Annotated in this window: 25 protein-coding genes; 18 read left to right on the top strand and 7 right to left on the bottom strand. The window is 59.1% G+C overall.

The features are described 5' to 3' along the window. Nucleotide 1: 1 nt before the first annotated feature. The 16 genes from QY316_07655 to sppA all read left to right on the top strand — a co-directional run bounded on the left by QY316_07655 (nucleotide 2) and on the right by sppA (nucleotide 15229). Nucleotides 2-532: a PilZ domain-containing protein gene (locus QY316_07655; protein WKZ31795.1), complete on the top strand. Its 531-nt coding sequence runs from the start codon at nucleotides 2-4 to the stop codon at nucleotides 530-532. 262 nt (nucleotides 533-794) lie between these two features. Then, nucleotides 795-1886, top strand: a complete 1092-nt coding sequence (locus QY316_07650; protein ID WKZ31794.1) for an LbtU family siderophore porin — start codon at nucleotides 795-797, stop codon at nucleotides 1884-1886. 41 nt (nucleotides 1887-1927) lie between these two features. Further along, nucleotides 1928-2191, top strand: coding sequence for a FeoA family protein (locus tag QY316_07645; protein WKZ31793.1), 264 nt, complete (start codon nucleotides 1928-1930; stop codon nucleotides 2189-2191). A gap of 2 nt (nucleotides 2192-2193) precedes the next feature. Beyond that, complete coding sequence (locus QY316_07640) at nucleotides 2194-2421, top strand: ferrous iron transport protein A (protein ID WKZ31792.1); 228 nt, start codon at nucleotides 2194-2196, stop codon at nucleotides 2419-2421. After that, nucleotides 2418-4628 carry a ferrous iron transport protein B gene (gene feoB / locus QY316_07635; GenBank protein WKZ31791.1) on the top strand — a complete coding sequence of 737 codons (2211 nt, stop codon included), beginning with the start codon at nucleotides 2418-2420 and terminating at the stop codon, nucleotides 4626-4628. Before QY316_07640 ends, feoB begins: the two co-directional genes overlap by 4 nt. Before the next feature lie 19 nt (nucleotides 4629-4647). After that, nucleotides 4648-4776, top strand: a complete 129-nt coding sequence (locus QY316_07630; protein ID WKZ31790.1) for a FeoB-associated Cys-rich membrane protein — start codon at nucleotides 4648-4650, stop codon at nucleotides 4774-4776. 496 nt (nucleotides 4777-5272) lie between these two features. Beyond that, nucleotides 5273-6661 (top strand): tRNA lysidine(34) synthetase TilS, encoded by a 1389-nt coding sequence (tilS, locus tag QY316_07625; protein WKZ31789.1) that lies wholly within the window; start codon nucleotides 5273-5275, stop codon nucleotides 6659-6661. Nucleotides 6662-6950: 289 nt separating this feature from the next. Continuing rightward, nucleotides 6951-7511: a gamma carbonic anhydrase family protein gene (locus QY316_07620; GenBank protein WKZ31788.1), complete on the top strand. Its 561-nt coding sequence runs from the start codon at nucleotides 6951-6953 to the stop codon at nucleotides 7509-7511. Nucleotides 7512-7577: 66 nt separating this feature from the next. Next, nucleotides 7578-8219, top strand: coding sequence for a MotA/TolQ/ExbB proton channel family protein (locus QY316_07615; protein ID WKZ31787.1), 642 nt, complete (start codon nucleotides 7578-7580; stop codon nucleotides 8217-8219). After that, nucleotides 8194-8619: a biopolymer transporter ExbD gene (locus QY316_07610; GenBank protein WKZ31786.1), complete on the top strand. Its 426-nt coding sequence runs from the start codon at nucleotides 8194-8196 to the stop codon at nucleotides 8617-8619. Before QY316_07615 ends, QY316_07610 begins: the two co-directional genes overlap by 26 nt. Next, the gene (locus tag QY316_07605) at nucleotides 8616-9587 is read left to right on the top strand and encodes an exopolyphosphatase (GenBank protein ID WKZ31785.1); all 972 of its coding nucleotides are present in this window, start codon (nucleotides 8616-8618) and stop codon (nucleotides 9585-9587) included. The genes QY316_07610 and QY316_07605 overlap by 4 nt, the downstream gene beginning before the upstream one ends. 45 nt (nucleotides 9588-9632) lie before the next feature. After that, nucleotides 9633-11093 (top strand): IMP dehydrogenase, encoded by a 1461-nt coding sequence (gene guaB / locus QY316_07600; protein ID WKZ31784.1) that lies wholly within the window; start codon nucleotides 9633-9635, stop codon nucleotides 11091-11093. 57 nt (nucleotides 11094-11150) lie between these two features. After that, nucleotides 11151-12701: a glutamine-hydrolyzing GMP synthase gene (guaA, locus tag QY316_07595; protein ID WKZ31783.1), complete on the top strand. Its 1551-nt coding sequence runs from the start codon at nucleotides 11151-11153 to the stop codon at nucleotides 12699-12701. 8 nt (nucleotides 12702-12709) lie between these two features. Continuing rightward, nucleotides 12710-13426 carry a TIGR00730 family Rossman fold protein gene (locus tag QY316_07590; GenBank protein WKZ31782.1) on the top strand — a complete coding sequence of 239 codons (717 nt, stop codon included), beginning with the start codon at nucleotides 12710-12712 and terminating at the stop codon, nucleotides 13424-13426. 175 nt (nucleotides 13427-13601) lie between these two features. Beyond that, nucleotides 13602-13823: a hypothetical protein gene (locus QY316_07585; protein WKZ31781.1), complete on the top strand. Its 222-nt coding sequence runs from the start codon at nucleotides 13602-13604 to the stop codon at nucleotides 13821-13823. Between the two features lie 446 nt (nucleotides 13824-14269). Continuing rightward, nucleotides 14270-15229 carry a signal peptide peptidase SppA gene (gene sppA, locus QY316_07580; protein ID WKZ31780.1) on the top strand — a complete coding sequence of 320 codons (960 nt, stop codon included), beginning with the start codon at nucleotides 14270-14272 and terminating at the stop codon, nucleotides 15227-15229. Nucleotides 15230-15434: 205 nt separating this feature from the next. Here sppA and QY316_07575 read toward each other — a convergent pair whose 3' ends face one another. Next, nucleotides 15435-18092, bottom strand: a complete 2658-nt coding sequence (locus QY316_07575) for a pitrilysin family protein (protein WKZ31779.1) — start codon at nucleotides 18090-18092, stop codon at nucleotides 15435-15437. 171 nt (nucleotides 18093-18263) lie between these two features. On the opposite strand from QY316_07575, the gene QY316_07570 reads away from it, so the two are divergent. Beyond that, nucleotides 18264-18872 carry a nicotinamidase gene (locus tag QY316_07570; GenBank protein ID WKZ31778.1) on the top strand — a complete coding sequence of 203 codons (609 nt, stop codon included), beginning with the start codon at nucleotides 18264-18266 and terminating at the stop codon, nucleotides 18870-18872. A 62-nt stretch (nucleotides 18873-18934) separates the two neighbouring features. Here the strand turns inward: QY316_07570 and QY316_07565 are convergent, their stop codons facing one another. The 6 genes from QY316_07565 to murI all read right to left on the bottom strand — a co-directional run bounded on the left by QY316_07565 (nucleotide 18935) and on the right by murI (nucleotide 23594). Next, nucleotides 18935-19330 (bottom strand): spore germination protein GerW family protein, encoded by a 396-nt coding sequence (locus tag QY316_07565; protein WKZ31777.1) that lies wholly within the window; start codon nucleotides 19328-19330, stop codon nucleotides 18935-18937. Between the two features lie 112 nt (nucleotides 19331-19442). After that, the gene (locus tag QY316_07560; protein WKZ31776.1) at nucleotides 19443-20471 is read right to left on the bottom strand and encodes a nitroreductase family protein; all 1029 of its coding nucleotides are present in this window, start codon (nucleotides 20469-20471) and stop codon (nucleotides 19443-19445) included. 25 nt (nucleotides 20472-20496) lie between these two features. Continuing rightward, the gene (gene sugE / locus QY316_07555) at nucleotides 20497-20814 is read right to left on the bottom strand and encodes a quaternary ammonium compound efflux SMR transporter SugE (protein WKZ31775.1); all 318 of its coding nucleotides are present in this window, start codon (nucleotides 20812-20814) and stop codon (nucleotides 20497-20499) included. Beyond that, the gene (locus QY316_07550; protein WKZ31774.1) at nucleotides 20811-22244 is read right to left on the bottom strand and encodes an aspartate ammonia-lyase; all 1434 of its coding nucleotides are present in this window, start codon (nucleotides 22242-22244) and stop codon (nucleotides 20811-20813) included. Before QY316_07550 ends, sugE begins: the two co-directional genes overlap by 4 nt. A 5-nt stretch (nucleotides 22245-22249) precedes the next feature. Next, nucleotides 22250-22786, bottom strand: a complete 537-nt coding sequence (locus QY316_07545; GenBank protein ID WKZ31773.1) for a GerMN domain-containing protein — start codon at nucleotides 22784-22786, stop codon at nucleotides 22250-22252. Further along, nucleotides 22770-23594, bottom strand: coding sequence for a glutamate racemase (murI, locus tag QY316_07540; protein WKZ31772.1), 825 nt, complete (start codon nucleotides 23592-23594; stop codon nucleotides 22770-22772). Before murI ends, QY316_07545 begins: the two co-directional genes overlap by 17 nt. Before the next feature lie 181 nt (nucleotides 23595-23775). Between murI and polX the strand changes: the two genes are divergently transcribed. Continuing rightward, complete coding sequence (gene polX, locus QY316_07535; protein ID WKZ31771.1) at nucleotides 23776-25518, top strand: DNA polymerase/3'-5' exonuclease PolX; 1743 nt, start codon at nucleotides 23776-23778, stop codon at nucleotides 25516-25518. Nucleotides 25519-25609 lie beyond the last annotated feature (91 nt).

The following is a 25609-nucleotide window of genomic DNA, read 5'->3' as shown; positions in this document are numbered from 1 at the left end:
CATGAGCGAAGAAGAGATGGAACAGGACCCCAGGCGGGAGTTCGTAAGGACGAGCGACGTCATACCGGTCTACTACGAGGCCCTCGGGGAAGGGGCCGAGGAGCAGAAGACGGTCTTCGACTGGGAGCTCCTCTTTGACGAGATAGAGCCCAGGCCCGAGGAGAACCCGAGGCTTTACGAGCTTCTTTTCGATATAAACCAGAAGCTCAACATACTCCTCAACCACCTCTCGGAAAAAAACGGCTTCAACATGCCTGAGGCGAGGGAAGTAAACATAAGCGGAGGCGGCCTGAGGTTCCTGGCCAAGGAGAAGTTCGAGGTCGGCGACAGGCTCGTGCTCAAGACCTTTCTCCCGACCTACGCCCACGTCATAAAGCTAAAATGCGAGGTCGTGAGGTCGGTCCCCATTGCGGACGGGTTTGAAACGGCCGTCAAGTACACGGACATAGACGACACCACCCGCGACAAGATAATAAAGTACATCTTCGCCCGCCAGAGGCAGATGCTCCGGAGCGAGAAGAACAAGCCCTGAGGGCGGGGAGGGGCCGCGCCTGCGGTCCTCGGCCCGCACCATCCGGGCCGCCGTTTCCGCCGTCCCATCAATATTCTCCTGTAAGACACCCTGGAAAAACCCTGCTATAATTTTCTTAATACTTTCAGCTATTTGACTCGGCCTGCATGCGCGCCCCCATGGATTGTCCGCGCATCCTCCCCGGCCTCCCTGAAGAAAGTTGTTGACACGGCATTTTGAAAATGATATTCAGAATCAAAATAATCCGTTCCGGTGGCTTGCAATGCGGTTTTTCCTGAATAGACTCTCTAAAGCTGTGCTTACGATAATTGTCCCAGGCGTGCTGGCGCTCTCACCTCAGCTTGCCGTCGCCGACGAGCTGGGCGACCTGAATGAACGGCTCCTCAAGATCGAAAAGTCGCAGTCAGAACTGTACCACACGCTCGAGGAGAAAAAAGAGCCTGGGCTAAAGTCCATGATATCGGACAGGATCAGGTTCGGCGGTCTTTTGGAGGTCGAGGCTTACGTCGACGGCAACTCCTCGGACATAACGCTCGCAACCGTCGAGCTCGCGGTCGACGCCGAGATAAACGAGCGGGTCAGGGCGCACGTGCTCTTCCTCTGGGAGGAGGACGATACTGACCCCGTTGCGCTCGACGAGGGCACTATCACCATTGACCTTTCAAAAGGCGTGAGCCTCACTGCCGGGAAGATGTACCTGCCATTCGGGGTGTTCGAGAGCCATTTCATATCCGACCCGTTGACGCTCGAACTCGGGGAGACTAACGAGACGGCGCTCCTCCTTTCATACTCGGCTGGCCCGCTCGGGCTTTCCGCCGGCGCGTTCAGGGGCTCGGTGGCCGAACAGGGCGAAGAGGACGACGTGAGAGACTATGTCCTTTCAGTTACGTATGCACCGAATGACGATATAGTCCTCAGCGCCTTTTACCTTTCCGATATCGCAGACACAGACGCGGGCCTTCCGGTCGCAAACGCTCCATTCATGGCGGATACCATCGCAGGATGGGGCGTCTTTGCCGGCGTCACAAGGGGCGCGGTCCAGGTCAGCGCGGAAATAATTTCCGCTGTAAAGAGGTTCGACCCTGCGGACCTCGCCTCGGCCAATGCGGGTGGAGACAAGCCAATGGCTTATAATCTCGAGGTCGCCTACGACATTTCGGATAAGCTCGAGATGGCGGCCAAGTACGAGGGTAGCGACGACTTCGCGGGCTTTCCCAAGAGGCAGTACGGGGTCGACGCCTCGTACGCTCTCTTCGAGAACGTTTCGGCTTCAATCGAGTTCCTTCACGGCGAGTTCGCGGACGACGCCGGGGACAGGGACGTTGTAACAGTCCAGCTCGCGGTCGAGTTCTGAGCCGCGCAAACCGGGCATAAGCATTAAGGAAGGAGGCAGCCATGATGCCTTTGGGGCTTTTCATGTCGGGCGAGAAGGGCGAGGTGCTGGAGATAAAGGCCGGCGCAGCCGAAATCCAGGCCGGGGCGGAATGCCTGGAAAAAGAGAAGAGCCGCTGCCATGCCGAGAACATGGGCATAAGGAGCGGCAAGGTCGTTGAGGTGCTGCGTAACGAAGGCAGCGGGCCAATGCTCATAAAGGTGGACGAATCGAGGATAGCGCTCGCCAGAGGCATGGCAATGAAGATATTCCTGAGGAGGATATAGCCATGAACCTTTCCATGCTAAAGCCCGGGGAAAAAGGCAGGATAATCTCCCTCGGAGTGACGGGCCCGCTGAAGAGAAGGCTTATGGACATGGGCGTTGTCCACGGCGAGGAAGTGAGGGTCGAAAAGGTCGCGCCGCTCGGGGACCCCATAGAGGTTACCATAAAGAGCTACAAGCTCTCTCTCAGAAAACGGGAGGCTGAGGGCATAAGCGTGGAGGTGCTTAGATGAGCTCTGTTGAGCTTGCTGATAAAAGGGCGCCGGGTGCGCGTTCTCTCGAAAGGAAGGTGGCGATCGCGGTCGCTGGGAACCCGAACTCCGGCAAATCGACCCTCATAAACGCGATAGCCGGCACGAGGCTCCACGTAGGCAACTGGCCCGGCGTCACTGTGGAGAAGAAGGAGGCCGCATTTTCCTTCGAGGGCAGGGACCTGAAGCTCGTGGACCTGCCGGGCACCTACAGCCTGAGCCCGTACACGCAGGAGGAGATAATAGCTCGCGACTACCTGGTGCACAAGAAGCCGGACGTCATAATAAACGTCGTCGATGCGACCAACCTCGAAAGGAACCTCTACCTCACCGTCCAGCTCCTCGAGCTCGGCATCCCGGTCGTCATAGCGCTCAATATCTACGACGAGGCCGAGAAGAAGGGCATCACCATCGATATAGCCAAGCTCAGCGGCCTCCTCGGGGTCATGGTCGTCCCGACCGTGGCGACCAGGAAAAAAGGTCTCGATGAGCTACTCAATGCGGCCCTTTCAGCGGCCCGGGACCCCGAAGCGCACAAGCCCCGCGCGCTCAATTACGGCGAGGACATTGAGGCCGCCGTAAAGTCGCTCTCCTCCAAGATGCAGGAGTCGGCACCGCGCGTTGCGGAGAAGTACCCGGCGCGCTGGCTCGCGTTCAAGCTCCTGGAGGGAGACGAGGTGTTGGCGGGAGAGGCTTCCGTCGGCCAGCTGCTCGCGGGCGACGAGGTTGTCGGGCATCTTAAAAAAGCGCACGGCGAGGACATGCAGTCGCTCATGGCCGACGCGAGATACGCCCAGGCAGCGGGCCTTTCGCGGGAGGTCCTCAAAAAACCGGAGACGAGGAAGAGGGAGCTTACGGAAAAGATAGACGCCATAGTCCTCAACCGCATCCTCGGCATCCCTATATTCCTCGCGGCCATGTGGGTCATGTTCAAGCTCACGTTCGACATCGCCAGTCCTTTCGTGGACTGGATAGACGGCGTGACGGCTGGGCCGTTCAGCCGGTGGGCGGCTGCGGTCATGGGGGCCGTCTCCGCCCCTGACTGGACGGTCTCGCTCGTTACGGAAGGCATAATCGCGGGTGTCGGCTTCGTGCTGGTCTTCGTGCCGGTCATATTCGCCATGCTCTTTTTCATAAGCTTCCTCGAGGGGAGCGGCTACATGGCCAGGGCCGCGTTCGTCATGGACAGGGCCATGCACTCGATGGGGCTCCACGGGAAATCCTTCATACCCATGCTCATGGGCTTCGGCTGCAACGTGCCGGCCATATACGCGACGAGGACGCTCGAGAACCCGAGGGACAAGGCCCTTACGGCCCTCCTCATACCGCTCATGTCCTGCGGCGCCAGGCTCCCGGTATACGTGCTTTTCGTGGGCGTCTTCTTCGCGGCGAGCGCGGGCACCGTCCTCTGGTCGCTCTACGTCCTCGGCATAGTCCTTGCCGTGCTCGCGGGCATGGTCTTCAAAAGGACCCTTTTCAGGGGGGAGGCGCCGGTCTTCATAATGGAGCTTCCGCCCTACAGGATGCCCTCTTTCAAGAGCCTTGTGATACACACGTGGGAGAAGGGCAAGCACTTCCTCATAAAGGCCGGCACCTACATACTCGCGGTCTCGATTCTCATCTGGTTCATGCTCAACCTGCCGTGGGGGGTCGAGCAGAAGAAGGACTCGTATCTCGGGCAGATGGGGCAGGCGGTAGCGCCGGTGCTTGCGCCGCTCGGCTTCGGCAACTGGGAGGCGGCCTCGTCCCTCATATCCGGCCTTATCGCCAAGGAGATAGTGGTCGGTACAATGGGGGAGATATACATATCGGAGGCCGCGGAGGAGGACGGGGGCGAGCCGCCCACCTTCGGCGAGGACCTTGCCGAGGTCGTCACCTCTTTCGGCGGGGCGTTGAGGGACGCCGGGACGAACGTCTTCTCAACCATAGGTATAGCCAGCATATCGGCGGAAGACGAAAGCGGGGAATCGTTACGGAAGGTCGTGCAGGGCGCGTTCACGCCTCTTACCGCGTACGCCTTCATGGTCTTCGTGCTACTTTACATGCCATGCGTTGTGGTCGCCATAGCCATGAAACACGAGTTCGGCACATGGAAGTGGTTCGGCATAGCCTTCGCCTACCAGAGCGCGCTCGCCTGGACCGCGGCGTTCATTATCTACCAGGGCGGCAGGCTCCTGGGGCTCGGGTAGCCTCGAAAGGAGGGATGTCATGGGACTTCCGGATATAATCATAGCGGCCGCCATCATAGGCGGAGCGCTTTATCTCCTCTACCGCTCGCTCTGGAAAAAGAAGGGCCATTGCCAGGGCTGCTCGACAGGGTGCGATAAGGAGGAGTAGGGCGAAACCATTTTCGAATCCTCAGAGTACTAAAGAAGCTCTGATCGATTCTCAGCGAAACGACGAGGCAATCCAAAGCGCCGGATTTCCCTACGTTTCGCTCGCGGCTTTGGCTCACGCGCTCGCAATGCCGAACGCTTGAATTGGTCAGAAGTTCACTGAAATATTTATTATGCGTGAGCGCATAGCTTTCCTGTCGAGCCGGGGTTTTAATACCCGGCTCGATTCCATTTATCTCAGGGATTCCCTTGTCTTGAGCCCCTCCATGCAAGTATAATCAAAAGGAAACCTCTGAAAATTGATCTTTTCCCCGGACTTTGTGTCAGGCCGTGAATAAAAATGCTCACATATTATTCATATATGCTCCGCTTTTTATTCCCGGACTTCCGGGAAAATCGGGGAAAAATATCTGTTTTTTAGAGGTTGCCAAAAAGGCTTCCGGCATTCCATAATGCCGGAAGAGGCACTTCATTCCTTTTTAAAGGTTATATTTCCGATGTCAGACCTTCTCGTCCGCGTAAGGGAAGATATAAGGCGCAGCCGTATGCTATCGCCTGGCGATGTTGTAATCGCCGCCGTCTCGGGCGGGGCCGATTCGGTCGTAATGCTCCATCTCCTCTGGAGGATGAGGGAGGAGATGGAGCTCAAGATAATCGTCGCCCACCTTGACCACGGCCTCCGCGGCCGCGAATCAAGGAGGGACTACCTTTTTACAGAGGGGCTCGCGAAGGGCCTCGGCCTGCGGTTCGAGGGCGGGAGACTGAAGCCCGGGGAGCTCAAGAGGCTTCCCGGCTCGCCGCAGGAGGCCGCAAGGGAGAAGAGGTACGAGTTCCTCGAACGGGCGGCTGCAGACAACGAGGCAGCCAGGATTGCGCTCGGCCACACGCTCGACGACCAGGCAGAGACGGTACTCATGCGGCTTCTAAAGGGCGCATCCCTTTCAGGCCTCGCGGGAATCCCGGCAAAGAGGGATAAGTACATAAGGCCGCTCCTTTCAATAAGCAGGAAGGAGATCGAGGAGTACGCAGCGGCAGAGGGCCTCTCATTCGTCATTGATTCCACCAACCTCGAACGCAAATACCTGAGAAACCGCATACGCCTCGACCTCATCCCCGTGCTCCAAAGGGAATACAACCCAAATATCAGGGAGACGCTGTCGCGGACGGCCGCTCTCCTTCGGGCCGATGACGAGTACATTGAGAAGGCTGCGAAAAGGGCTTTTCGCTCCGCCTGCATCGAGGCGCGCCATCATTCAATAACGCTCGATAGGCTTAAGCTTCTTAGCGCCCACGGGGCGATAATCTCCAGGGTCTTTCTCCTTGCCGGAAGGAGCCTCGGGAAAGAGGGGCTCGAGCTCGGGAGCGCCCATGTCGAGGCCTTCATGGATATGGCGAAGGGGAAAAAGCCGAACGCCTCCATAGCGCTCCCCTTCGGGATACGGGCGGAGCGCGTTTACGACAGGGTCGTCGTAACTGCGGAGGCGGCCCGGGAAGCGGCCGGGTTCGAGGCGGTTATTAACGTCCCCGGGAGGACCGTCATCGAGGGCATAGGAGAGTTCAGGGCAGAGCTCAAAAAGCCCCGTGCAGGGGGCCTTAAGGAAGGCGAGGCCGTTGCCTGGTTCGATTTGAAGGCGCTTTCCACAGGGCCGCTAATCGCGAGGCGGGCGCGCCCCGGAGACAGGCTCGCGCCCTTCGGCATGAAAGGGCGGAGGAAGCTTAAGGACCTCTTCATAGACATGAAAATCCCGCCAGGAGAGAGGCGCCGGACGCCGGTCGTTTTTTCGGGCGACGACATAATCTGGGTAGCTGGCTTAAGGCGCTCAGGCCTCTACAGGGTCGAAAAGGGCGCGCCAAAGGCCCTGAGGGTAGAGTTCATACCGGCCTGAACCAGGGCAACACCGATATGTTTGTGCCCTGGCAGGCTGCTGAAAAAGTCCATCTGCGTCGTTGTCTTCGTCGCTGGACACTCCGGCGTACACGAAAAGTACGCCTCATTCCTCGCTCCCTTGTCCAATGAGGCCTCGCATCTGGAGCTTTTTGAGCAGCCTGAATAAAAACGGAGTTTTTCAGCAAGCTGCGAGAGGCACTGCCGCCGGTTTCCATTTTCCCTTTGTGGTTCACGGTCTTTTTTGGTATATTATCTGAATTTACCAGGCATTTTTCGCGGGGTTGGAAATGCTCAAGCCTTACAAGGGGATATGGCCCAAGCTCCATGAGAGCGTATTCGTGGAGGAGAGCGCCCAGGTCATAGGGGACGTGTGGATAGGCGAGGGCTCGAGCATCTGGTTCAACGCCGTGGTACGTGGCGACGTCAACTACATCAGGATAGGCGACAGGACCAACGTCCAGGACAACTCCACCCTCCACGTCACCAAGGACACCTGCCCGCTAATAATCGGAAGCGACATCACCATCGGACATAGCGTGGTGCTCCACGGCTGCACCGTAAAGGACAGGTGCCTTATCGGCATGGGCGCAATAATACTCGACAGGGCCGAGATAGGGGAGGACTGTATCGTCGGCGCCGGGGCGCTCGTGACCGAAGGTACGAAAGTGCCGCCAGGGTCGCTAGTGCTCGGGATGCCCGCAAAGGTGGTAAGGGAGCTTAAGCCTGAGGAAAAGGCCCGGATACTCAGGTCGGCCAGGAACTATATCGAATATACCAGGAATTATGTCGGCCCGGATGCCATCGAAGCTGGCGCGCCGCAGGCCGCAAAGACGCCTTCGGAGAATTAATTCGGCAGGTTGCTGACAAGCTCAAAATCTCATCTTCGGGCTTTTTCAGCAGCCTTCAGGAAAAGGATGTTCGAAGACCTTTCATTCATAAGCCTCATGCAAAAGGGCGGGATAACCGTAGCCGTCCTGGCGCTCCTTTCCGTCCTTTCAATCGCCATCATACTCGAGCGCGCCTGGGCGCACAGGAAGTTCTCAAGGGGCGTCGAGGAGTTCTTCCCCGCCTTGAGGAGCGCGGCCCGTGAAAGCGGCATATCAGCGGTCTATCAGATGTGCAAGGCCAATAGCTCGCCGCTTGCCCCGGTGCTACTTTCCGGCTTCGAGCGGTCGGGAAGGGGAAAGGAAGAGGTGGCGGAGGCCATGGAGCTTGCCGGTAGAAGGGAGCTATCCAGGCTCGAACGGTATCTCGGTATCCTCGGCACCATAGGCTCTACAGCCCCCTTTATTGGCCTTTTCGGCACGGTCCTCGGCATAATCCATGCCTTCAGCGACCTTGCAATAACCGACGGCGCGGGCCCGGCTGCCGTATCCGACGGCATAGCAGAGGCGCTGGTCGCGACCGCGGCGGGGCTTTTCGTCGCGGTCCCGGCGGTAGTGGCGTATAACCTTTTCGTCAGGTCGGCCTCCAGGCGCATGCTCGACCTCGAGTCTTGCGCCTCGGAGTTCGTTGACCCCATAGGCAGGCATGGGCTGGAAACTGAGGCAAGGTAGCGAGAGGACGATGGCGGAGATAAACATCACGCCGCTTGCGGACGTGATGCTCGTCCTTCTCGTCATATTCATGGTGACGACCCCGCTCATAATGACGGACTCGTTCAAGGTGAGGCTCCCGAGGGCGGTAAGCGCGGACGCCGAGCCCGGAAAGGGGATGGTCGTGGCTATAAGCGAGGCCGGGGAGATTACATTGAACGGCAGGGCCGTGGCGCTTGACGGCCTTCAGGATGCCCTCAAGACGGCATTCGGCCAGAGTAGCGAGAGGACCGTCATAGTAAGGGCCGATAGGGGCGTAAGGCACGGTATCGTGGTGAACGTACTCGATAACGCGAGGCAAGCCGGGGCGGAAAGGCTCTCAATAGCTGCGGAACAGGAGAGGCGCTCTCCGCTCCCATGAGATACGCCTCCATAGATATCGGGACGAACACATTAAGGCTCCTCATAGCAGAGCCTTCGGGCAGGGACCTCCGGCCCCTGGTCTATAAAAGGAAGATAACGAGGCTCGGGGGCTGTTACAAAGAAGAATCAGGGATAGACGCCGCCTCCGCCGAGAGGACGTTCGCGGCCCTCAGGGAGTACAAGGAAGAGATAGACTCGACTGGCGCGGAAGCAGTAATGGCCTTTGCGACGAGCGTCGTAAGGAGGGCCGTGAACCGCGGCTGGTTCATGGATGAGACTAAAAGGCGGACGGGGATAGACGTTACCGTCATATCGGGGAACGAGGAGGCGCGCCTTTCGCTACTGGGAGTGCTTTCGGTCCTGGACGGGACCAATGGCAGGAAGCTCGTCATGGACATAGGCGGCGGCTCTACCGAGTTCATAGCCTCGTCCGGCGGGGCCGAGATAGGCGCTTGGTCCATGGAGCTCGGGGTCGTCCATTTGACTGAAAAGTATCTCAAGAGCGACCCCCCCGCGGAAAGCGAGCTTGCGCTCGTCGCCGGGGAGGCCTTGAGGACGATAAACGACCTCAAGGCCCGCATGAGGGCGGACGGTGTTGACCCCGGGGAGTATTCGGGGAAAAGCGGGGCCGAGTTCGTGGGCACGGCAGGCACCATAACCACGCTCGCTTCCATAGACCAGGACCTCAAGGAGTACGACAGGTCCAGGATAAACAGGCACACGCTCAAGAAAGAGAAGGTTGCCGAAATACTTAGAAGGCTTTCGGGCCTCCGGCTTAAAGAGCGCGAAGAGGTCCTCTCCCTTGAGAAGGGGAGGGAGGACCTTATAATACCCGGGACAGCGATAACCCTTCTTGTGATGGGGGCGTTCGGTTTCAATGAGGCCAGGGTAAGCGACGCGGGCCTCCTGGAAGGCATCATCATCGACAGGCTCAAGCCCGGGATCAGTTCCATAAAGTACCAGTAAAGAGGCTTCGGCTTCCTTTATGAAATGGGAGGAGGTTTTAAATAGATGGAATCAATCAAGGTAAGGACCGCCCTTACATTCGACGACGTGCTCCTTGAGCCGGCTTTCTCGCAGGTGCTTCCGCGGGACGTAGACATCTCGACGAGGCTTACTAACGAGATACGGCTCAACATGCCGCTCGTGAGCGCGGCGATGGACACCGTGACCGAGTGGAGGATGGCCATAGCCATCGCGCTCGAAGGCGGCATAGGCATGATACACAAGAACCTTTCCATAGACGAGCAGTCGGCGATGGTCGACAAGGTCAAGAAATACGAGTCGGTCGTCATCACGAAGCCGCTCACCCTGAGCCCCGACCAGCTCGTCTCCGACGCCCTCGACATAATGAAGAAGGAGAACATCTCCGGGTTCCCCATAGTGAAAGACGGCGTGCTCGTCGGCATACTCACGAACAGGGACCTCCGCTTCGAGACGAACCCGTCACGGAAGATATCGGAGATTATGACGAAGGACGTCATAACCGCGCCCTACGGCATCGCCATAGAAAAGGCAAAGGCCCTGCTCCACAAGCACAGGATAGAGAAGCTCCCGGTTGTGGACTCGAAGAGGAGGCTCAAGGGTCTCATAACCGTCACCGACATCGTGAAGCGCGAGAAGTTCCCCAACTCATGCAAGGACGGGCAGGGGAGGCTCAGGGTAGGCGCTGCGGTCGGGGTCTCATTTGACAGAGAGGCAAGGATTGACGCCCTACTGAAGTCAGGCGTGGACGTTATAGTAATCGATACCGCGCACGGCCACAGCAAGGGCGTGCTCGAAGCCGTGAGGTCCACCAAGAAAAGCTTCAACTGCCAGCTTATTGCCGGCAACGTCGCCACGGCCGAGGCTGCCGACGCCCTCATAAAAGCAGGGGTCGACGCCATAAAGGTCGGAGTGGGCCCGGGGTCCATCTGCACGACAAGGGTCGTAACCGGCATAGGGGTCCCCCAGATAACGGCTGTCGCGGACGTTGTGAGGGTGGCGCGAAAGAAAGGCATCCCGGTCATCTCGGACGGAGGCATAAAGTATTCGGGGGACGTTACCAAGGCGGTCGCCGCAGGCGCGGACTCGGTCATGATAGGCGGCCTTTTTGCCGGGACCGACGAAAGCCCCGGAGAGACCATACTCTACCAGGGCAGGACCTTCAAGCTCTACAGAGGCATGGGCTCCATCGAGGCCATGAAAAAAGGCAGTAAGGACAGATACTTCCAGGAAGATGTTGAGAGCGACCTTAAGCTCGTTCCCGAGGGCATAGAAGGCAGGGTCCCCCATAAGGGCCCCATTGCCGCCACCATCTTCCAGCTCGTCGGCGGCCTCAGGGCCGGCATGGGCTATTGCGGGGCGAAGACAATAGCAGAGCTCCACAGGAAGGCGCGTTTCGTAAAGATAACCCCCTCGGGCTTGAGGGAAAGCCACGTGCACGACGTGACCATCACCAAAGAGGCCCCAAACTACAAGCAGGAGGTCTGAAGCCGTTATGCCCTTGCCGGTTTCCGGCAGCGGCGGCATTTTCGGCCAGCAATCGAAATGGATATACATTCCCAGAAGATATTGATACTCGATTTCGGCTCCCAGTACACCCAGCTAATAGCCCGGCGGGTGAGGGAGGCGAAGGTCTACTGCGAGATACACCCCTATAACTGCGGCCCGGAGTTCATAAGGAAGTTCAACCCCAGGGGCATAATCCTCTCAGGCGGCCCTTCGAGCGTCTATGACAAGGGCGCGCCGACCCTTCCAAAGTCATTTTTCGACGGGCTCAAGGTGCCTCTCCTCGGCATCTGCTACGGCATGCAGCTTACGGCCAAGGCGTTGGGCGGCGAGGTCGAGAGGTCCGGGAAAAGGGAGTACGGAGCGGCGGACCTTGAGATGAAGAAGCCCGACGCCATCTTCAGGGGGCTCGGCAAGGGCCCTGTCCGCGTCTGGATGAGCCACGGCGACAAGGTAAGGAAGCTCCCGCCGGGGTTCGTCTCCATCGGCGCAAGCGGCAATTCCGGCATCTGCGCCATGCGCGATAAAAACGGGCTCATATACGGGGTCCAGTTCCACCCCGAGGTGGCGCATACGCCCAAGGGCGAGATCATACTTAAGAACTTCGTCATGGGTATCTGCGGGTGCAAGCCCAAATGGACCATGAAGTCCTTCATCGATACATCCGTCGAGGCCATCCGCGAGAAGGTAGGCGATGCCCGTGTCGTTTGCGGCATAAGCGGCGGCGTGGACTCTGCCGTAGCCGCGCTTTTGGTCCACCGGGCCATAGGGAGCCGCCTTGTCTGCATCTTCGTCGACAACGGCGTGCTCCGGAAGGGCGAGGCCGACAAAGTCGAGGCGACCCTCAAGAAGAGCTTCCATATGAACATAAGGAGGGTGGACGCTTCCGAACGGTTCCTTAAAAAGCTAAAGGGCGTGACCGACCCCGAGAGGAAGAGGAAGATAATAGGCGGCGAGTTCGTGAGGGTCTTCGAGTCGGAGGCCAAGAGGATTAAGGATGTAAAATTCCTCGCGCAGGGCACGCTCTACCCGGACGTCATAGAGAGCGTCTCCTTCAAGGGCCCCTCGGCCACCATAAAGAGCCACCACAACGTCGGCGGGCTCCTTAAGAAGATGAAGCTCGGCCTCGTCGAGCCGCTCCGGGAGCTTTTCAAGGACGAGGTGCGCCTTCTCGGAAAAGAGCTCGGAATGCCCGATGAGATAGTCAGCCGCCAGCCCTTCCCCGGCCCCGGGCTTGCCATAAGGATACTCGGAGAGGTCACGAAAAAAAGGTGCGGCATACTCCGCGAGGCGGACGCCATAGTGCTCGAGGAGATAAAGAAAGCTGGACTCTACGCCAGGATGTGGCAGTCCTTTGCAGTGCTCCTGCCCGTAAGGACAGTGGGCGTCATGGGCGACGAGAGGACCTACGAGAACACCGTGGCGCTCCGGGCCGTGGAGAGCGTGGACGGCATGACCGCGGACTGGGTGAGGCTCCCGTATGGCGTGCTTGAGCGCGTCTCCGGAAGGATAATAAACGAGGTGAGGGGCGTAAACCGCGTCGTCTACGACATAAGCTCCAAGCCTCCGTCAACCATCGAATGGGAGTAACCGGGTATATGGTCGAGGACCTCAAGGGCAAGGAGACGTGGCGAGTCTTCCGCATCATGAGCGAGTTCATCGAGGGGTTCGACGAGCTCTCGGACGTCGGCCCGGCGGTATCGATATTCGGCTCTGCCAGGATCGAGAACAACAAGAAATACTACAAGCAGTGCGTCGAGGTCTCAAGGCTCCTTTCGAAGAACGGCTACGCTGTCATAACCGGCGGCGGCCCCGGCATAATGGAGGCGGCCAACAAGGGCGCTGCCCAGAACGGCGGCCTCTCGATCGGGCTCAATATTACGCTCCCGAGGGAGCAGAAGCCCAACAGGTACCAGAACCGGGCGCTCCACTTCAAGTACTTCTTCGCCAGGAAGGTCATGTTCGTGAAGTACGCCATCGGGTACGTCTGTATGCCCGGCGGCTTCGGCACTCTCGACGAGCTCTTCGAGGCGCTCACCCTCATACAGACCCACAAGATTTACCCCTTCCCCATCATACTCTTCGGCAGTGAGTATTGGGGGCCGCTCATGGACTTCATAAAGAGCACGATGCTAAGGCACAAGACCATCGACCCCGAGGACCTGGACTACATCGACATAACCGACGACCCGAAGGAGGTCCTCGCCATCATTAACAGGCACATGGCGAAGAAGATGAAGCTCATAAAGAGCTCAAAGGCTTCCGAGAAGGAAGAGGGCATGAGCAAGGTAAAGAACAGGAAACCGGTGCCTTAGCAGGTTGCTGAAAAAGTCCATCTGCTTCGTTGTCATCGTCGCTGGCTACGAAGGCGTATACGAAAAGAACGCCTCATTTCTCGCACCCCTATTCCATCGGGGCCCCGCATCTGGAGCTTTTTTGAGCAGCCTTAATAAAAACCGAATCTTTTAGCAAGCTGTCAGGAGGCATAAAATGGGCGGTTCTGGACACGACCACAGGCACGGGCATGGCGAGAGCCACGGCCATGACGAGGAGCTCCGGGAGGTGACGGTCACCCTCGAAGAGGAGCAGATAGAGGCCCTCGAAGAGATGGCCGCGGAGTACAGGGAAAAGCTCGGGCAGGACTGGGACCTGAGCGCCATGCTGAGGGTCGCGGTCGGGCACTTCCTTACCAAAATGGGCAAGATGACCTGAGGCAATCTCTAAAAATTGATCTTTCCCCCGGACTCTGTGTCAGGCCTGGAATAAAAATGCTCACATATTGTCATATATGCTCCGCTTTTTATTCCCGGCCTTTCTTGATTTCGGGAAAAATCTCTAATTTTTAGAGGTTGCCCTGAGCGACTGGGCTGCTGAAAAAGTCCATCTGCTTCGTTGTCATCGTCGCTGGCTACGAAGGCGTACACGAAAAGTACGCCTCATTCCTCGCTCCCCTATTCCATCGGGGCCTCGCATCTGGAGCTTTTTGAGCAGCCCAAGAGTATGTTGCAGTTTCCAACCTGTGGCCCGATTCCTGGATTCTTGAATCGGCTTCCCGCGCTTCCTCGATACCCGTTCGACTTTTTTTCTCTTCCTTGACCTCCTTTGATGTATCTGTATACTATCCTGAGTGTCCAAACTTGCCTGGCGGGGGTACGCCGATGCCGAAGCGGTCATTTATCTTCATCGTATTCCTTCTCATACTCGTGCCGGGGTGCGTTTTCATAACGCTTCCGGGGCCCGGCCCGCTTTCCGAGAAGGTAGTTGGCGGGAAGGGCGACGACAAGGTCCTTCTCCTCGAAATATCGGGGATGCTCACAGACGATAAGCCTGGAGGCGTGCTGGGCCTTGATACGGCCCCCAACCTCACGGCCCGCATAAGGGAGGAGCTCGAGCTCGCGGCTGCGGACCCGAAGGTAAGGGCAGTCGTGCTCCGCATAAACACGCCGGGCGGCTCGGTCACCACTAGCGACATCATCGCCCACGAGATAAAGAGGTTCAAGGAGAAGAAGAAGGTGCCGGTAGTCGCAGGGCTCATGGACCTCGCCACCTCCGGCGGCTATTACATAGCATCCTCTGCCGACAGGATAATCGCCCAGCCAACCGCCGTTACCGGGAGCATTGGGGTCGTGGCCTTGAGCGTCAACGCGAGCGGGCTCATGGAGAAGCTCGGCATAACAAACCAGACGGTCAAATCCGGCGACATGAAAGACCTGGGCTCGCCCATACGCCCCATGACCGAGGAGGAGAGGAGGGTCCTGCAGGCTGTCATAGACGGCCTCTTCGAGAGGTTCCTCGACCAGGTCATGGAGGGGAGGCCCGGGAGGTTCACCCGCGATGAGCTCCGGGCCGTCTCGGACGGGCGCATACTGACCGCGCCGCAGGCGCTCGATCAAAAGCTCGTCGATTCGATAGGCTATCTCGATGACGCGATAGAGGCCGCTAAGGAGGCCGCAGGCATAAAAGAGGCAAGGGTCGTGACTTACGCCGCGCCGAGGGCGTACAAGCACAACATCTACTCCCTTGCCGAGCCGCCGAAGGCGGGTATAAGCATCGTGAACATCGATACAGGGCTTGCCAGAAGGTTTGGCATGGAGTTCATGTACGTATGGATGCCGTAAGGGTCCGGCTGTAGTAAATAAAAAAGCCCGGCTTTTGCCGGGCTTTTTTATTTCACCATAAGAGGCAGTTAGCAGAGTGCGCTCCGCGCACCATCCGTCTGTCTTCAGGAAAGGTCTGATTGATACGGCCTTGTGCTCGCAACGCCTTATGCCCCGGGTTATTACAAGAACAAACAGGAACCGTGGCGCGCCTCTCGGTTCGTATTCAGTCCTTTACAGCCGCCTCGGGCCCGACTACCGATATGGCATAGGAATCGAGGTCCAGGTATTTTCTCGCCACCCGCATTACGTCCTCGGCTGTAACGGCCTCGATCTTTCCAGGGAATTCCTTATGGAAGCCGTACCCGAGCCCGTAGAGCTCGTTATTCGCCATGTCAGAGGCCTGGTTTGATACGGACTGAAGGCCTATCTCGTAGCTCCCGATTATAGAGCGCTTCGCCCTGTTCAGCTCATCGCTCGTTACAAGCTCCGTCCTTATCCTCTCAAACTCGGCCAGTATGCCTTTCAGGGCCTCGTCCTTTTTGTCCGGCGCTGTCGCGATGTATGCGCCGATTATCCCGCGGTCGACCCCCTCCCTTGCGAAGGCGCTCACGCTGTATGCGAGCGACTGCCTGTCCCTTAGCTCGACAAACAGCCTGCCGCCCTGCCCGGAGAGGACCTCCGTCATTACCCGGAGGGGGTAGCTGTCCACGTCGGTGATTGTAGTGCCGAGGAAGCCTATCCCTATATGGGCCTGCTCCTTTTCCTTTACGGCCCCCGTGGACTCTATCGACTTCCTTGCGGGCTCTTTAGGCGGCGAGGGCAGGGGGGGGGCGTCGTTCTTGAACCCGCCGAAAAGGGCCTTGACCTTTTCATGGGCCTGGTCGGTATCCACGTCGCCGACGATCGTAAGGACCATGCGCCCGGGCGCGAAGAACTCCCGGTGGTGCCTTGCGAGGTCGTCCCGTGTCAGCGAGCTTACCGATTCCTTCGTGCCAATGACAGGCAGGCCGTAGGGGTGTTCGGAGAAAAGCTCGCGGTAAAGGAGCTTGAACGTGTAGCCCGGGAGGTTGTCCTCCTGCCTCTGTATGGCGGCAAGTGTGTCTGCCCGCAGCTTCTCTATCTCCTTCTCGGGGAACGTCGGGTTGAGGAGCACGTCCGCGAGCATGCCGAGTCCCTTGTCGAAGAAGATGGAGAGGAACTTGCCGGACGCTCCGGTCGAGTTCCAGCCCGAGAAGCCGCCCACGCCCCCGGCCATCTCCTCCATCTCGCGCGAAAGCTCCTCTCTCGTCCTTTTTACAGTGCCCATGGTGAGCATCCCGGCCGTGAAGTTCCCGATGCCGTTCCTGGCCTCGTCCTCGAACCTCAGTCCGCCGGGGAAGGCCGCGTAAAAGGCGACCGTCGGGTTCGAGTGGACCTCCTTTACTATCAACGTTATGCCGTTCTCCAGCTCGAACCTGGTGGTCCGCTCCTCTTTCCGTATCTCGCGCGCGGCCTCGGCCTTCGCCCTCTCAGCCGCGGCGCTCACTGATGCGGCGATCATATCGCCCGTAAGCGCGTCCTTCTTCGCGGCAGGAAGGAGGGCCGTGACGCTCATGTTGCCGGGGGTGAAATACTCCCGCGCGACCCTCTTTACGTCATCCGCCGACACTCTCCGTATGCCTTCGATATACTTTTTCTCGTAATCGAGGTCGCCGAGCGTTGCCTCGAAGTAGCCGAGCTTCCCTGCCAGCCCGCTCATGGTCTCGCGCGAGTAGACGAAGTCGCTCTCGAGGTTGAACTTCGCCTTCTGGAGCTCCTGGTGGTCCGGCCCCTCGGCGGCAAGCCTCCCGACTATGTCGAGGGTCGTGCCGATGGCCTTCTCGGCTTTTTCGGGCTCGAGCACGGAGGTGATAAAGAATATTCCGGGGTCCCTGAGGGACATGGGGTATGCCGAAACGCTGTGCACGAGCTCGTCCTCTATCTTGAGCTTCCTGTAGAGCCTCGACGTCTCACCTCCGGAGAGGACCATCTGCAGGACGTCTATCGCGTAGGTGTCCTCGTCCTTTACGGGCGGGATGTGGAAGGCCATGCCGAGCCTCGCGTCCTGGACCTGCATGGTGAAGACCTCGGTCCTTAGCCCCTTCTGCGCGGGCTCCGCCGGCCTGGTCCGCCTGGGCGGGGATTTCTTCCTCATGTCCTTGAACGCGGCCTTAACTTCCCTGAGCGCCTCCGCATGGTCGACGTCTCCGACGACTACGAGCACCATGTTCTCCGCGACGTACCATTTCCGGAAGAACTCGACCATGTCCTTCCTTGTAAGGCCCTTTACGGTCTCGACCGAGCCGATGACCGGCCTCCCGTAGGGGTGGACCTCGAAGGCGGTGCCCAGGGCCGACTTGAAAAGCCTCCTCGCCGGATTGTCCTCGTTCATCCGTATCTCTTCAAGCACTACTTCCAGCTCCTTCGCGAGCTCTCCCTCGTCGAGGGACGAGCGCTGTATCGCGTCGCTAATGACGTCGAGCCCGGTCGGGAAGTGGCGGCTCGGGACGGTCAGGTGATAAACCGTGTTGTCGAAGGAGGTATAAGCGTTTATGTCGCCGCCGACCGACTCAATCATCCCTGCTATCTCGCCGACCTTCCTCTTTTCCGTGCCCTTGAATAGCATGTGCTCGAATACGTGGGAGATGCCCGCAAGGCGGTCCGGCTCGTCCGCGCTTCCGACCTGCACCCACATCTGAATCGAGACTACCGGGGCCGAGCGCTCCTCCTCTATTATCACGGTAAGGCCGTTGTCGAGCTCGTGCCTGTGGAGCTTCGACGGCTCTGCGGATGCGGCGCCGGCGAGCATGGTGAATACGACGGCGAACGCAAGGAGCAGGGTATTTATCCTTTTTACGACCATCAAGGCCTCCTTATGTCAGTGGCTTGCAACAGGGCGCAAAATCGAACGCCCGGCGCATAGGAAAGAATAAAACAAAAACTGGTCTTTTGCAACCCCTATGCGGCAAAAAAGCCCGTAAAGTCAAGAGCTTCGCCTCCTTGACAGCGCCAGCTAACCTGTTACTCTCTCTTTATGCGTGAAAAGCGTCGCGGGAAAAAAGCGCTTGTCATAGCCGATGTGCAGAACGATTTCTGTCCCTCTGGCGCCCTTGCCGTGCCCGAGGGCGACAGGATAGTCCCCGTCGTAAACAGGTACATAAGGCTCTTCAGGTCAGCAGGGCTCCCTGTTTACATAACACGGGACTGGCACCCGCCCGTAACCATCCACTTCAGGGAATTCGGCGGCACATGGCCGCCCCACTGCGTGATGGGCACAAAGGGCGCGGAGTTCCACCCCGGCCTGGAAGTTCCTGATGGCGCCCTTGTCCTCTCAAAGGGCGATACGCCTAATGCCGACAATTATTCTGCCTTTGACGGCCATGACGAGAAGGGGAGGCGCCTTGTGGAGATACTTGAGGACGACGGGGTGACAGAGATCTACGTCGGGGGCCTTGCGACGGACTATTGCGTAAGGCAGACCGCGCTTGACGCGCTCGGGATGAAGTTCAAGGTCACGGTCCTTCTGGACGCGATCAAGGGAGTGGACCTTGAGCCGGGCGATTCAGAGCGCGCGCTCAAGGAGATAAAGGAAAAGGGCGCAGGTTCTACCGAGATAGACAGGATAGATATTCCCGAAAAGTAGGACGAAAGCCGCAAAAAAAAAGCGCATCGGGCCTGGGCCCGATGCGCGAGCCTGGAAAGAGGCTACCGCTCCGCGTGCGCCTGGTGCGCGTGGTGCCTCTGCGAGAAGGCCCAGCCCGAAAGGAAGCCGGCGGCAAGGAAAAAGAGGAGCCTTGTTTTCAAGCCGATAGGTATGTAGCGGGTTTTTTTGTCCGTGACCTCGATGACCCCCACGGGCCTTACCATCATCCCGCCTCCGCCGCCCTCTTCCCGTTCGGCCTTCCTGTTTCCTTTCTCGACCCCTTTTTCAGCTTCGCCACCGCCTCCGAAGCCGTAAGTGACCTTCGCAACCGGTATTATAGTCCGGTCCGGAGTCCTCACCGGCTTTCCGTAAGCCGCCCGCACGGTGGCGCTCGATTTGAGCGTCCCGGATATCTCCCTCAAAATGTTTTTCGTCCGCTCAAGCCTTAATAGACCCATTTTATCCCCCCTTAGGATTCAAGGTGTACGCATGGCCCTCATGATTAGAGTATGCCAGAAAAGAGCCGGAAAGAGATGGAAGGGAGGTATTGCAGGCCGGCGGCCTTGAATATCAAAGTATCACTTCGTTTGCGGGGCGCCTCGGGGTGGGGAGCACTCCTGGGCCGTAGCCCATTCTCATGAGGAGCTGCGGAATTCCGTCTCCGACAATCTCGCCGAGCCTTGGCCTCAATTCCGCAACCTCTATGGGCTGGTTCAGGTACGAGCCCCAGACGCCCTCGGACCTGGCAAGGAGGAGCACCCTCGAAAGCGCCATGCCGGCGGCGAGCCAGTCTCTCGGAGAGTCTCCCTTTGTGCCGAGGACGGCAAGGAGAGGCGAGCCCGAGGCGAGCTGCTTGTCCTTCGCGGCGCGGCCCTTGCCCCAGTCGAAGGTGCGGATGAGGAAAGGCCCGGCGCTTGAGGCGAGGTCGCCCATGCCGAAGGCGTACCCCGGCATGCCGTCCCTGCTCCGGCTCCGGTTCGGGTGTATCCAGGCGGCAAGCTCCCGCCTGAACTGCCTGTTCGCGGCCTGTATCCTGTCCCCCTCGGCTATGAGCGCGGCGATCCTTTCCTTCTCGTCCATGCTTTCGGCTGCATGGAGCCAGGCCCCCTCGGACCTTGCCGCCTTCCTGAGCCTCTCTATCAGGTCCTTGCGGACGGCCTTCTTGTCGAAGGGCATCCTGTTTGTCCTTCTCGCCTTTATAGCGTTGAAGAGCCTTCCCTCCTCGGCCGCCGGCGTTTTCCTGCCCCGGAGCGATACCCTTGCGAGGAGGTCAGGCGCGCCCTCCTCCGGAAAGAGCGTAGTCGAGACGTCAAGTCCGAAATGCCTGGCTGCGATGAAGAGGTTGAAAAGGGCCGCACCGCAGCTTATGGTCAGGGACCTGTCGTCAGGGTCGGCTATGGGCAGGGCGCGCGTCCTGTCTGCGATGAGGTCCACCCCGGCATCCCAGACGCTGAAGAGCCAGGGCTGGGTATTGTGGCTCGATGGCGCGAGAACGGCGTAGTTCACGAGAAAGGAAAGCTTCTCCCCCGTAGTCCCGTCTGAAGGGAAATCCCCCTCGGATATTTCCCAGGCGTCGATTACGTCGTCCGTTCCGCTCATTTGTATTCCTTGGCGTTATGCCGTTTTACGAGGTGAGCTTGAGCCCGGCTATGCCTATGACTATCAGGCCGATGCAGGCGAGCCTCAGCGCCTCCCTCGGCTCGCCGAAGAGCGTCATGCCGATTATAACAGTCCCGACAGCGCCTATGCCGGTCCATACGGCATAGGCCGTGCCCATCGGTATGGTCTTCAATGCAAGGGCCATGCAGCCCATGCTGAGGGCAATGGCGGCGATGGTCGCTATTGTCGGGACGGGCCTGGTGAAGCCCTGCGAGAGCTTGAGCTCCACCGCCCAGACTACCTCGAAGAACCCGGCAAGTAGAAGGAAAAACCAGGACGTCACCTTCCGGTCCTCCTTTTTTTAACAGGCGCCACAGCCGGGCGGGTTATCCGTTTCGGGTCGAGAAGGCGGTCCCATTCCGGCCCGGTGAGTATGCCTTTTCCCAGAGCCGTCTCTTTTATGGTCTTTCCAGTCTTCATGGATTCCTTTACCACCTCGGCTGCCCCCTCGTATCCTATGAGGGTATTGAGCGCTGTCGCCAGCCCCCCGGAGGCCTCGAAATACCGCCTGCAGCGCCCGGTGTCGGCCTTTATGCCCTTGACGCACCTCTCGGAAAAGGCGAGGGCCGCGTTTGAGAGAATGTCCATGGAGTGCAGGAGGTTGTGTCCTATGACGGGGAGCATGACATTTAGCTCAAGCTGGCCCGCCTGCGTGGCGGCGGCTATGGCGGCGTCCGCGCCGATAACCTGGAAGCCGGCCATGTCCATCATCTCGGCCATCACTGGATTGACCTTGCCGGGCATTATCGACGACCCGGGCTGGACCGGCGGAAGCTTTATCTCCGCCAGTCCGGTCATGGGCCCGGAAGAGAGGAGGCGGAGGTCGTTCGCTATCCGTATGAGGTCGAGGGCAGCGTCCCTGAGCGCGCCGGAAAGGGAAGAGAAGTCGGTAAAGCTATTTAGCGCCTCGAAAGGGTCCTCCGCCTTCCTGAGCCCCTTTATCCCGCCCGCTTTCGAGAGCTCGCGTAGCGCCCTGTCCCTGTATCCGGGGTGCGTGTTCATGCCTGTCCCCACGGCGGTCCCGCCAAGCCCAATCCGCTTAAGCCCTTTCCGCGCCTGCTCTATCCTGTTCCTGGAGCTTTTCACGGCGGCTGCCCAGGAGCCGAACTCCTGGCCGAGAGTAACTGGCACCGCGTCCTGCAGGTGCGTCCTGCCGGACTTGATCACGTTCCTGAACTCCCTGGATTTTGCCCTTAGCGCGGCCTCAAGGCAGCCGAGGGCGTCGATGAGCCTGCTGGATTCCCAAAGGGCCGCTATCCGGAGGGCAGTGGGCATGGTGTCGTTCGTGGACTGGCCCATGTTAACATGGTCGTTGGGGTGGACGAGGCCGTAGCCGCCTTTTTTCCCGCCGAGGATTTCTATGGCCCTGTTCGCGATGACCTCGTTTGCGTTCATGTTATGGGAGGTCCCGGCCCCTGCCTGAAAGACGTCCACTATGAACTCGCTGTCGAGCCTGCCCTCGATTACCTCTTCCGCGGCCTTTGATATGGCCCCGGCAATCCTTTTTTCGAGGAGGCCTAGGGAGGAGTTCGCCCTGCAGGCGGCGAGCTTAACGGCCCCGGTAGCCCTGACGAAGACGCGTGGGGCCCTTAAGCCGCTTATCCGGAAGTTCTCAGAGGCGCGTAGCGTCTGGATGCCGTAGTAGGCGCCCAAGGGCACTTCCCTTTCTCCGAGGGAGTCCCTCTCCAGCCTGAAAGTCCGTTCTCTTCGCATCCGGGTCAGTTCCTGATTATCTTAGGGTCCGGCCCGAGCGGCAGGGTCACGTCGATATGGCCGGCGATGGTGTCGGTCTTTTTGCCTTCCACGAGGATCTGCACGTCTTCAATTTCGGGAAAGTTCAGTGCGAGCGTATTGACGACCGAATAGACGGTCTGTATCTCGAATGACGAGCCGCCGGGGTGGTTCTCGATGACTTCTCTGCTGAGGTCGACGGTTGCGGTCTTGCCCTCGATTCCGAGGCCGATGAGCCTCGTTCCGCTCGGGAGCGGCGTGGCGAATGACGCGCTCTCAGGCCCCTCCATGAGTTCGTTGAGCGCAGCCCTGGCCTCTGTGACGAGAGGGCCCTTGCCGATGCTCCTCTTCTCGGCCTTCAGGTAAAGCCCTTCCTCGTCGCTGAAGAATACGTCTATCTCCCGCGTCTCCTTGGCCGGTCTTCCTGAAAGCCAGACGAGGATCAAAACGCCTATAACTACTGTTACAGCGGCAGCGGCAATTACAAGAATGGTGTTCTTATCGCCTTTATGTCTTCTGGGCATCCTGGGCCTCGGTAAGGACTGCAAGTACGGCCTCGGAGAGCTTGTCGCCGAAGAACCTTTTGCCGACGACCATGAACCTCTCTGGCGAGTCGGTCACGAAGAACCTGTGTGACGCCGCGCCCGCGCAGTCGTTCAGCAACCCTCTTTCCGCGAGCGTCCTCTTGACCTCGGCGGCTGTCGAGGCGGCCGAGTCTATGAGCGTGACCCCATCGCCCATGACTGAGGCGATGGTCTTTTTAAGGAGCGGGTAATGCGTGCAGCCGAGGACCAGGGTGTCGATGGAAGCCTCCTTCAGCCCGGCAAGATAACGCTCCGCAACCTTCACGGTTATTTCGTCCTCGGCCCAGCCTTCTTCCACGAGCGGAACGAAGAGGGGGCAGGCCTCTACGAAGGCCGACACCGCCGGGTTCTCGGCCTTTATGGCAGAGACGTACGCGCCGCTTTTTATGGTGCCCTCGGTGCCGATGACCCCGACCCTGCCGGTCCGTGTCGCCGCCGCCGCCGCGCGCGCTCCGGGCAGGATGACGCCCAGGACCGGGATGGGGAGCTCCCTTGCAAGGCCCGGCACCGCGAAGGCCGAGGCCGTATTGCATGCGGCCACCAGCATCTTTATGTCGTGTTTCGCAAGAAAGGCCGCGATCTCGAAGGAGTACCTTTCAATGGTCTCGCGCGACTTGCTGCCGTAAGGCACCCTGGCGGTATCGCCGAAATAGATGGTGCTCTCGTTGGGAAGGAGCGAGGTTATCTCGCGAAGGACCGTAAGCCCCCCTATTCCTGAGTCGAATACGCCTATCGGGTTGCGCTTCATCTGGATACGGCTCCGGTTTCCATTGTTGAACCCCTGCGTCCTGCTAAGTTTAGGTAATGCGGCCCCCTGTGTCAATTCCAAATTTGGCGAGGCCGGATTCCGTCCTGCTGGCCTGGCCGCGCGGAACATTGTAATATATTATATAATAAGCCGCTGCAGTTTGAAAGGAGGCGGGATAGAGTTGGAGAACGCGGAGATCGCCAAAGTCTTCTTCGAGATAGCCGACCTACTTGAGATAAAGGGGGGCGATACCTTCAGGATACGCTCGTACAGGAACGCGGCGATGGTGGTTGAGGGGCTTCCCGAGAGCCTGAAGACCCTTTACGCCGGGGGTGGAGAGGACGGCCTTAAGGGGATTCCGGGCATAGGGGAGAGCACGCGGAATAAGATAATCGAGCTCCTGACTACCGGCAGCTGCTCATACCACCGCGAGCTGCTCGGAGAGATGCCTCACGGCATGCTCGAGATGATAAAGGTTTCGGGTCTCGGGCCGAAAAAGGCAGCGGCCCTCCATAAGGAGCTCGGCATAAGCGACCTCGCCGGGCTCGAGCGGGCGGCAGAGGCCGGGCTCATACGGGGGATACGCGGTTTCGGCGAGGCAACCGAGCAGAAGATACTCCGGGGCATAAGGGAGATGAAGACCAGGTCCCGGCAGTTCAAGCTATCCGCGGTAGTGCCCTACGAACGGTCTTTCACGAAATACATAAGAGAGGTCCCGGGCGTCACTAAGATAGCCCCTTCCGGGAGCTACCGGAGGTGGAAGGAGACCGTCGGCGACCTCGACATCCTCGTCACCTGCTCGGACGCGCGCGCCGTGATGGACCACTTTGTCAGGCACCCGGACATAGCCGAGGTGGTATCCAAGGGGGAGACCAAATCCACGGTGGTGCTCGCCTCAGGGCTCCAGGTTGACATAAGGGCGCTCGACGAGCGTTCTTTCGGCTCCGCGCTCCAGTATTTTACGGGCTCAAAGGCGCACAACGTGGCCTTGAGGGAGAGGGCCAGGAGGATGGGCCTCAAGATAAGCGAGTACGGGGTCTTCAGGGAAAAAGGCGAGGTATGGATAGCCGGCGAGAGCGAGGAGGACGTTTACGGGGCCGTGGGGCTTCCCTGGATACCGCCGGAGCTCCGCGAGAACAGGGGCGAGATAGAGGCGGCGGAGGAGGGGAGCCTCCCGAGGCTTGTCGAGAGGGCCGACATAAAAGGCGACCTGCACGTCCATACGAAGGAGAGCGACGGCACGTACACGCTCGACCAGATGGCCGAGGCCGCGATGAAGATGGGCTACGAGTACATGGCCGTTACCGACCACTCGAAGGCGGTAGGCATAGCAAGGGGGCTCGACGAGGCGCGCCTCAACGCCCAGATAAGGGCAGTGGACGAGTTCAACGACAGGATGAAGAGGCAGCGGAAGAGGTTCAGGGCCTTGAAGGCTACCGAGGTCGACATAAAGGCCGACGGCTCGCTCGACCACCCGGAAAGGGCCCTCAGAAAACTCGACTGCGTCGTGGCCTCTGTCCATTCGGGTTTCCGCATGGAGATGAAGGAGATGACGGCCCGTGTCATAAAGGCGGTCCGGACGGGTCTTGTGAACATCATAGGACACCCGACCGGAAGGCTCATAGGCGAGAGGGAGCCGTACCAGATAGACCTCGAGAAGGTCATGGACGAGGCGAAAAGGCATGGGGTCGCCCTGGAGCTTAACGCCTACCCGGACAGGCTCGACCTTAACGACGTGCACTGCCTGTTAGCGAGGCAGAAGGGCGTTATGGTAGCCGTCTCGACCGACTCGCACTCCATACACCATCTGGAGAACATCGCCTACGGCATACACACGGCCAGAAGGGGATGGCTTGAGAAAAAAGACGTCTTGAACGCGAAGCCCCTTAAGGAGCTTATGAAGGTTTTGAAAATAGCGGGGTGAGCGGACAAAAGATGCGGCAGGCGCGCTGCGGCTTGAAACTGCCCGCGCGGAACCCCGTCATTGCGAAGGGCTCCTGGCCCGAAGCAGTCTC

It is taken from the genome of Thermodesulfobacteriota bacterium (genome assembly GCA_030583865.1).
GTDB lineage: Bacteria > Desulfobacterota > GWC2-55-46 > GWC2-55-46 > GWC2-55-46 > UBA5799.
This window is presented reverse-complemented; position numbering and strand designations above follow the sequence as displayed.

Coding starts and splice junctions, on each gene's coding strand:
- QY316_07655 (WKZ31795.1), top strand. CDS start 2: ATGAGCGAAGAAGAGATGGAACAGGACCCCAGGCGGGAGTTCGTAAGG.
- QY316_07650 (WKZ31794.1), top strand. CDS start 795: ATGCGGTTTTTCCTGAATAGACTCTCTAAAGCTGTGCTTACGATAATT.
- QY316_07645 (WKZ31793.1), top strand. CDS start 1,928: ATGATGCCTTTGGGGCTTTTCATGTCGGGCGAGAAGGGCGAGGTGCTG.
- QY316_07640 (WKZ31792.1), top strand. CDS start 2,194: ATGAACCTTTCCATGCTAAAGCCCGGGGAAAAAGGCAGGATAATCTCC.
- feoB (WKZ31791.1), top strand. CDS start 2,418: ATGAGCTCTGTTGAGCTTGCTGATAAAAGGGCGCCGGGTGCGCGTTCT.
- QY316_07630 (WKZ31790.1), top strand. CDS start 4,648: ATGGGACTTCCGGATATAATCATAGCGGCCGCCATCATAGGCGGAGCG.
- tilS (WKZ31789.1), top strand. CDS start 5,273: ATGTCAGACCTTCTCGTCCGCGTAAGGGAAGATATAAGGCGCAGCCGT.
- QY316_07620 (WKZ31788.1), top strand. CDS start 6,951: ATGCTCAAGCCTTACAAGGGGATATGGCCCAAGCTCCATGAGAGCGTA.
- QY316_07615 (WKZ31787.1), top strand. CDS start 7,578: ATGTTCGAAGACCTTTCATTCATAAGCCTCATGCAAAAGGGCGGGATA.
- QY316_07610 (WKZ31786.1), top strand. CDS start 8,194: ATGGGCTGGAAACTGAGGCAAGGTAGCGAGAGGACGATGGCGGAGATA.
- QY316_07605 (WKZ31785.1), top strand. CDS start 8,616: ATGAGATACGCCTCCATAGATATCGGGACGAACACATTAAGGCTCCTC.
- guaB (WKZ31784.1), top strand. CDS start 9,633: ATGGAATCAATCAAGGTAAGGACCGCCCTTACATTCGACGACGTGCTC.
- guaA (WKZ31783.1), top strand. CDS start 11,151: ATGGATATACATTCCCAGAAGATATTGATACTCGATTTCGGCTCCCAG.
- QY316_07590 (WKZ31782.1), top strand. CDS start 12,710: ATGGTCGAGGACCTCAAGGGCAAGGAGACGTGGCGAGTCTTCCGCATC.
- QY316_07585 (WKZ31781.1), top strand. CDS start 13,602: ATGGGCGGTTCTGGACACGACCACAGGCACGGGCATGGCGAGAGCCAC.
- sppA (WKZ31780.1), top strand. CDS start 14,270: ATGCCGAAGCGGTCATTTATCTTCATCGTATTCCTTCTCATACTCGTG.
- QY316_07575 (WKZ31779.1), bottom strand. CDS start 18,092: ATGGTCGTAAAAAGGATAAATACCCTGCTCCTTGCGTTCGCCGTCGTA.
- QY316_07570 (WKZ31778.1), top strand. CDS start 18,264: ATGCGTGAAAAGCGTCGCGGGAAAAAAGCGCTTGTCATAGCCGATGTG.
- QY316_07565 (WKZ31777.1), bottom strand. CDS start 19,330: ATGGGTCTATTAAGGCTTGAGCGGACGAAAAACATTTTGAGGGAGATA.
- QY316_07560 (WKZ31776.1), bottom strand. CDS start 20,471: ATGAGCGGAACGGACGACGTAATCGACGCCTGGGAAATATCCGAGGGG.
- QY316_07550 (WKZ31774.1), bottom strand. CDS start 22,244: ATGCGAAGAGAACGGACTTTCAGGCTGGAGAGGGACTCCCTCGGAGAA.
- QY316_07545 (WKZ31773.1), bottom strand. CDS start 22,786: ATGCCCAGAAGACATAAAGGCGATAAGAACACCATTCTTGTAATTGCC.
- murI (WKZ31772.1), bottom strand. CDS start 23,594: ATGAAGCGCAACCCGATAGGCGTATTCGACTCAGGAATAGGGGGGCTT.